This window comes from Neptunomonas antarctica, assembly GCF_001305295.1.
Classification (GTDB): domain Bacteria; phylum Pseudomonadota; class Gammaproteobacteria; order Pseudomonadales; family Balneatricaceae; genus Neptunomonas; species Neptunomonas antarctica.
Genome location: NZ_LJSI01000040.1, coordinates 23,286 through 30,317, shown reverse-complemented (window position 1 = coordinate 30,317; position 7,032 = coordinate 23,286). Strand labels below are relative to the sequence as shown.

General features: G+C 42.2%; 7 protein-coding genes. All 7 read left to right on the top strand.

The genetic code is table 11. The features are described 5' to 3' along the window. Window positions 1–1,416 (top strand): type I secretion C-terminal target domain-containing protein (locus Nant_RS09995; protein WP_156298826.1); only part of this gene is annotated, 1,416 nt, incomplete at its 5' end. A 116-nt stretch (window positions 1,417–1,532) separates the two neighbouring features. Next, window positions 1,533–2,447: a tRNA 2-thiocytidine(32) synthetase TtcA gene (gene ttcA, locus Nant_RS09990; RefSeq protein ID WP_420798926.1), complete on the top strand. Its 915-nt coding sequence runs from the start codon at window positions 1,533–1,535 to the stop codon at window positions 2,445–2,447. A gap of 70 nt (window positions 2,448–2,517) precedes the next feature. Beyond that, the gene (locus Nant_RS09985) at window positions 2,518–3,276 is read left to right on the top strand and encodes a hypothetical protein (RefSeq protein WP_054341505.1); all 759 of its coding nucleotides are present in this window, start codon (window positions 2,518–2,520) and stop codon (window positions 3,274–3,276) included. 80 nt (window positions 3,277–3,356) lie between these two features. Next, entirely contained in the window at window positions 3,357–4,133 is a 777-nt protein-coding gene (locus Nant_RS09980) for an enoyl-CoA hydratase (protein ID WP_238377113.1), read from the top strand. 151 nt (window positions 4,134–4,284) lie between these two features. Then, a complete protein-coding gene (locus Nant_RS09975; RefSeq protein WP_143773505.1) occupies window positions 4,285–5,010 on the top strand; it encodes a hypothetical protein in 726 nt (241 codons plus the stop codon). A 21-nt stretch (window positions 5,011–5,031) separates the two neighbouring features. Then, on the top strand, window positions 5,032–5,577 hold the full coding sequence (locus Nant_RS09970) for an elongation factor P hydroxylase (protein WP_238377112.1): 546 nt from the start codon (window positions 5,032–5,034) through the stop codon (window positions 5,575–5,577). A 90-nt stretch (window positions 5,578–5,667) separates the two neighbouring features. Further along, a complete protein-coding gene (locus Nant_RS09965) occupies window positions 5,668–6,969 on the top strand; it encodes an HD domain-containing phosphohydrolase (protein ID WP_054341502.1) in 1,302 nt (433 codons plus the stop codon). Window positions 6,970–7,032 lie beyond the last annotated feature (63 nt).

Below are 7,032 nucleotides of genomic sequence, written 5' to 3'. Positions count from 1 at the left end.
AGCTTCAGCTACACGATCACCGATGACGGCACCACCAATGGCGCCGCTGATCCACTGAGTGTGGCAGGTACTGCGACGCTGGATATCACGCCAGTGAGCGATGTACCGCCTGTGGCGGCTGACGATATAGTGAGTGTTAGCAGTGGAGGGCTGAAGGCAGAGTATTATGGTTATGTAGAAGGTGAAAATGGTCAGCGAAACTTAACAAATATTGACCAAGTGATGGACTATGTTGCCGCAAAAAATGCTGAAATTACTTTCACCTCTACACAAATTAATTATGCTGGTGTCGGCCGTAATTACAATCTGGCGGATTCTGTAGATATCGGGGGTGGTGTGCCGTCGAATTTGGATACTTTCCTGAAGCAGGATGCTGCATCCATTGTTGGTACCAGTACCGTAGAGGCTACAGATGCTATTATTCATATGGAAGGTTATCTGAGCATTGATCAGCCTGGAGGACATTATACTTTTGAGGTTGACCACGATGATGGTTTCGTTATTTTCGTTGATGGAAAAAATATCTTTGATTACAACGGTATTACTCCACTAATACATTCAACCTTGACGCAGGATTTTGATCCTGGATTACATAAGGTAGAAATCTATTATTGGGATCAGGGTGGAGCTTATGTTTTTGACCTTCAATTGAACGATGCAGATGGTAATAATATTTGGATTGCAGACAACCTAGGCAGTGTTTCACCTGCTGAGTTGATAACCGATGAAAATACTCCGATCATTCTTGATCTTGTTTCTAATGATTCAGATTCTGATAGTGCCCTTGATCCTAGCAGTATTACTATTAAAGTCGGACCGGCGAATGGTGATGTAGATATTGACTCTAATGGTATTGTGACCTACACACCGGATACTGACTTCTTTGGTTTAGAAACATTTACCTATACGATAAAAGATACGACTGGCAATGAGTCTAATGAAGCTACTGTTACCTTATATGTCGCTCCTGTCACAGATGCTCCAATGAATGTTGAATCTGGGACATCTGGCAACGATATTCTGAGTGGTGGCACGGGCAATGATATTTTTGCCTGGAATACGGGTGATGAAGGCACTTCGGCATCGCCTGCAGAAGATACCGTCACAGACTTCTCTGTTTATCAAGCAGCAGGAGATGAACGTGATGTGTTGGATCTGAGTGATCTGCTACAGGGTGAAACCGAAGCAACGCTTGAGCAATACCTGCACTTTGAGGAATCAGGTGGTAATACTGTTGTTTACGTTAAGTCGGACGGAGGTGTTTCTGGTGGAGAGGCTATTGATGCAACGGGCTCTAATGCAGATCAGGTTATTACGTTAAATAACGTGACCGAGCTTAATGTAGGTGTGCAGTCTGATGCTGACATTATTGAACAATTATTGAACAATAATCAGTTGATTGTTGATTCCCTATAAATTAATTCAGTGTGTTCTCAAAAGCCTCGTATTCATACGAGGCTTTTTTGTTTGTCTCTTAAAAATGGGGGGATTACCATAGTCTTTTCGTTATACTAATGGCTTTCCAGTAACCTATGAATTTTGCACTGATGACTGAACAGCTTGATACCGATGTAAATATAGATAAAAAATCTAAAATCCGACTGAATAAGCTTCAAAAACGGCTGCGTCGCGAGATGGGAAAGGCGATTGAAGACTTCAATATGATTGAAGATGGCGACAAAATCATGGTGTGTTTGTCTGGCGGTAAAGATTCCTATGCGATGCTGGACATTCTGATGAACCTGCAACGCAGTGCACCGATATCCTTTGAATTGGTAGCCGTCAATCTCGATCAAAAGCAGCCGGGTTTCCCCGAGCATATTTTGCCTGAATACTTAGCGTCCGTTAATGTACCGTTCCATATTGTGGAGCGTGATACTTACTCTATCGTTAAATCTATTGTGCCTGAAGGGAAAACCACGTGCGCGCTTTGCTCGCGTCTACGCAGAGGTACTCTGTATGGGTTTGCTGAGGAAATAGGGGCTAACAAAATTGCATTAGGTCATCATCGTGATGATATTCTTGAAACCTTTTTTCTTAATATGTTTTATGGTGGAAAGCTGAAAAGTATGCCACCAAAATTAGTGTCTGATGACGGTAAAAACATGGTTATCAGACCGTTAGCCTATGCTAGGGAAAAGGATATTGCTGAATACGCGATGCTTAAAGAGTTTCCTATTATTCCTTGTAATTTGTGCGGCTCACAAGATGGTTTGCAGCGTCAGGTGATAAAAGAGATGTTGCATGCGTGGGATAAACAATCTCCCGGAAGAATTGAAACGATGTTCAGGTCATTGCAAAACGTAGTTCCATCTCACCTGGCTGATACTGAATTATTTGATTTCAAAAATCTGGAAGTTGGTTTTCCTCATGGAATAGGACCGGCTATGGATAGTGCTGTTCAGTCCGCTGAGTTACCCGAGATGATAGATATTCTGTCTGTTTGATACATTGCTGAAAGGCTTGTGAATACATGGCTAATATGTGTTGATAACGGTAAGGGTTTCATGAGGGGATATGGGTAAAAGTAGTAAGATCTATCTAAGAGCTGTCTATCTTCGAGATTTATTGGTCGCTCATGTGACTGGACGACGTGTGAATGAGGCTGATTATCATAAGCTTCGAGACTATTTCATGGGTTTGCCTGAAACCAGTAAGCGAGTGCCCGCTGTAGTGGCTGAGCATGCTGATTTACCAAGCTTGTGGCATAGTATGAGATACAACTACGGCTCTCAGGAAGACAGGAAATCTTATATAGTTGATCAGTTTCAGGCTTTTCTTGATCCGCTTGTTTCGGAAAAGAGGGAAGCTAACGCTGCGAGGGGGGCTGGGTATCCTTTGATTGATGAAAAGAAATTACAGTCTGTGTGGGCACACTCTGCCGAGTTGCTGGTTAAAAATTCAGATGTTGCCATTGAGCAAATGAAGTCGTTGATAGAGAATTTATGCCATCAATTGCTCAAAAATTTAAAAATCATACCCAACCCACATCAACATAATCTGGCGGCTATGGTTATGTTAACTGAACAGTCCTTACTTCTATCCGCGGATAAGCAATATTATTTAGTAATAAAAAAATTGATTTCCGGATGTAGGGAGACGCTATCTGCTATTGATAATTTTACTATTGATCAAGCCGACCTTAGCGGTAAATCTCATGGTAGCGATCGGGCCACAGGACTTGTGTTAATTAGTCTTTATGGAAGCTTGGCTTGTATGCTGCTTGCTAGCTGGCGGGTACGTGAGATGCTTCAGGAAGGCTCTATACAAAGATAGGGGTTTTCCAATACCACGCGCTTTGGTAATGTTAATGTCATTATTAGTTATGAAATTTAAAGGGCTATATGAGTGAATTAATGAGTGAATTACTTCAACGTGTTGATGCTAAAGGTGTCGCCACGTTAACCCTATCCAGAGGTTCGTCTTACAACAGTTTATCTATAGCTTTAATGGAAACACTGATTAGCGAATTAGATCTGATTGATAATGATATGTCAGTCAGAACGGTTGTCATCAAGGGTGCCGGTAAGGGGTTTTGTGCAGGGCATGACTTGAAGGAAATGTTGGATTCTGGTGAAGAATCTTTTTACAGCTGTACTTTCAACACCTGTTCTAAAATGATGCAACGCATCGTCAGTTTATCTGTCCCCGTGATTGCTCAGGTGCATGGCGTCGCCACTGCTGCCGGTTGTCAGTTAGTCGCGAGTTGTGATCTTGCCTATGCTGCCGAATCAGCACGTTTTGGCACACCCGGCGTTAATATAGGTCTTTTTTGTTCAACACCGATGGTTGCTCTTTCACGTGCTGTGTCGCAGAAACATTCAATGGAGTTATTGCTGACAGGCCGGCTAATCAGTGCTGCTCGAGCGGAGCAGATGGGGTTGATCAATCAAGTGGTACCCGATGATGAATTGGATTTGCGTGTTACTGATATTGCTATCTTGGTTGCCAGTAAATCCCGCAAGGCTCTGTCTATAGGCAAAACGGCTTTTTATCTGCAAAGAGAGCAGCCTTTGAAAGAGGCTTATGAAACCTGCAGTCAGGTAATGACTGAAAATATTATGACTGAAGATGCCATAGAGGGTATTGATGCATTCATTACTAAACGCACACCTATATGGAAACATCGGTAAGGGTTGCTACTCTTCCAGTAATTAATGACCGCCATTGCATCGGTGGGCTCATTAATGGGGGCTGTGGTCAGATGGCTAAATTTTTTCTTATATCTCCTTTTTTCTACTGCTTTTGTTAGAATATGCAAAAATTCACAAGGTAAATAATTTCGTGACAAGTAAGTATTGGTATGCCATCCCGGCGCTTTGCCTAATGCTGGCAGGTTGCCAGACATCTTCAGTTATGCCTGACCAGCCGGGTGTTACGAACAGCCCTTCGTCTTCTGCATCCAAGGATCCAGCCAGTAATGTTAACGCGTCTACTCCGGAGCAACCCGGACTTGCGAATAATAGTTCTGTTAATAATACCCCTGCGGCGCGAAGAGCAGATAATGTAGCTTATTTGTCGGGGCAGTTGTCGACCATGCAGGAACAGGTCATTCAAATAAAGGCCGATACTGCTGAGTTAAAACAGGCTGCTCAAGTCTTGCTGGCACGCATGCAAATGTTGAGCCCATTAGCTGTAGCTGCTCAGCAACCTTCTGACAAGCCAGTATCAGACGTTCCTGTAGTCGATGGTGATTCGCTTGATCAGCTAACTACTCAGCTAAACAATTTTCTAAAACGTACTAACACGAACTATAAACTGGTGTCGGGATATACGGCTAATGGAATATGGGTATTAATCAGATATGATCGATTTACCGGCGAGTCCTGGTTGGCTGATCAAGGTCGCTGGAATTTAATCAAGGAATCTGAAGAGGTCACTCCTTCTGTTTTTGATATTCAGTTATTACGTGCGGATAAAGATATTAAGGGATATGTTGCAGCGCGTATTGATCAGGCCAGTGGCCAGTCATGGTGGTTAAAAGAAGATGTTTGGTTGATGTTTCAATAGTACGTTAGGGGCTGCATTACATTGAGTAACAATATTCATTGCTATCAAGATTTAATCAATCTTTTTAACCGTTGTTTCACTGAAACATTCAACACCCGCTTGATTAAAGGTGATGACGAGCCCGTTTATTTACCTGCAGATGACATAAGAAGCTATCACGCTATCTTCTTTGCTCACGGATATTACAGCAGTGCACTACATGAAATTTCACATTGGCTGATTGCCGGCTCTGAGCGTAGGAAGCTTGAAGATTTTGGTTACTGGTATGTGCCTGATGGCCGAACGGCAGAGCAGCAACAGATATTTGAACAAGTTGAAGTGAAGCCGCAGGCAATAGAATGGATTTTATCGATGGCGGCTGGCTATCGTTTTTTTGTGAGTGCTGATAATTTAAACGGTGAGGCTACCGACGCGTCCCGCTTCAAGCAGTCGGTCTACCAGCAGGTTATTGAGTACAGTCTGCAAGGTTTGCCTGAGCGTGCAGAAATGTTACGTGCAGCGCTTAGCCATTTATATCAAACGTCTAATACTATCAACATTGAACGCTTTGATATTACGTCTATTTAAGTTTTGATGTGTGAATATGCGTCTATACTTTATCTGTTTTAATTGGACATTCGCTCATTTTTAAAAGTAGATAATTGACAGGTATTAGCTGTGAATAAATTTCCCCTCCATGCGGTTCTCCTTGTCGATGAGGATCTGACGACATTAAAGGCGCTGCAGCAGTTATTATTAGTGGTGGGTTGTCAGATATATCAAGCCTCATCGGCACAAGAAGCATTGGCTATTCTCCAGCATCATTCCATTGATATGATTATCAGCGATCTTGGTATGTCTGAAAAAAGTAGTGACTGCTTTTTATCGGACGTTGCCATGTTGTGGCCTGATACAGAGCGCATTGCTTTGACCGAACATGCAGAATCTGACGAGATTATTCGAGCGATTAATCGCGGGAAAATTAGTCGTTTTATAATGAAGCCATGGGATGATGCTGAGCTTTTGTCTGTTGTAAAAAAAGTCTTTGAGCAATCAGTATTACAACGTCAAAACATAGAGCTACAAGCGCTGACTCACGAAAAAAATCGACAGCTTGAAGAGTTGACGGTTCACCTTGAAGACAAGGTAAGAGAAAGAACTCAGCAGTTAACGGATGCTCAACAGCAGTTGCAGCAGGCGTATACAGACTTGAAAGGCAGCTATCGCTCAATCGTCCGAATGTTTTCAACCTTGACATCCCGTCGTTTAGGTATCAAGGCGGCTAATCAATACCAGCATATGAATCTATTAATGTTGAGTGTTGCTAAGGGTTGTGGTCTTGAGGGGAAGGCATTGAAGCAAATTTTCTATGCATGGCAATTAAGAAATATCGGGAAGTTAAGCTTTAGTGATTCTATATTAGAAATGTCTTATATTGATATGTCAGTCGAACAGCAAAGAGTCTTTCATACACATCCATTATTGGCTCAAGCAGCAACATTTTTGGTTAAACCTTTGTATTCGGCCGGTCAGATTATAAGGCAGCATAAGGAATACCTGGATGGCAGTGGATATCCAAAGCAGTTAAAAGCAGATCAGATTGTTTTTTCGGCGCAAATTTTATGTGTAGTAAATGACTATTTCGAATTGATACAGGGGCGTTATCAGCGTAAAAATTTTAGTACCGTTGAAGCGCTTGATTATCTTCAAAATTATGCTCATGAAAAATACAATCCCCTGGTTGTTAATATACTTGAACAAGCTATTACTACACTGGCGAAGCAGGGCGATGTGTTAAAAGATGCGTGTTTGACGACTCATGAGTTGTTACCCGGTGTAACCTTAAGTCGTGATCTGGTTAGTGCTCAGGGGGTTCTCTTGCTCAGTGCTGGGCAGTTGCTGGATAAGGTGATTATTGAACGTATTCGCGAAATAGAATTCAACTTAGATGAAATATTTGAGGTGTTTGTAAACCGGTAATATTTAATCAATGTAAAGTGTCAGCACATTATGTTGGAGGTAGGGGGCAATGTGCTGAGCGTA

What these genes read in the sequence shown, in the direction of transcription:
- ttcA (WP_420798926.1), top strand. Translation starts at nt 1,533, where the DNA reads ATGAATTTTGCACTGATGACTGAACAGCTTGATACCGATGTAAATATA.
- Nant_RS09985 (WP_054341505.1), top strand. Translation starts at nt 2,518, where the DNA reads ATGGGTAAAAGTAGTAAGATCTATCTAAGAGCTGTCTATCTTCGAGAT.
- Nant_RS09980 (WP_238377113.1), top strand. Translation starts at nt 3,357, where the DNA reads ATGAGTGAATTACTTCAACGTGTTGATGCTAAAGGTGTCGCCACGTTA.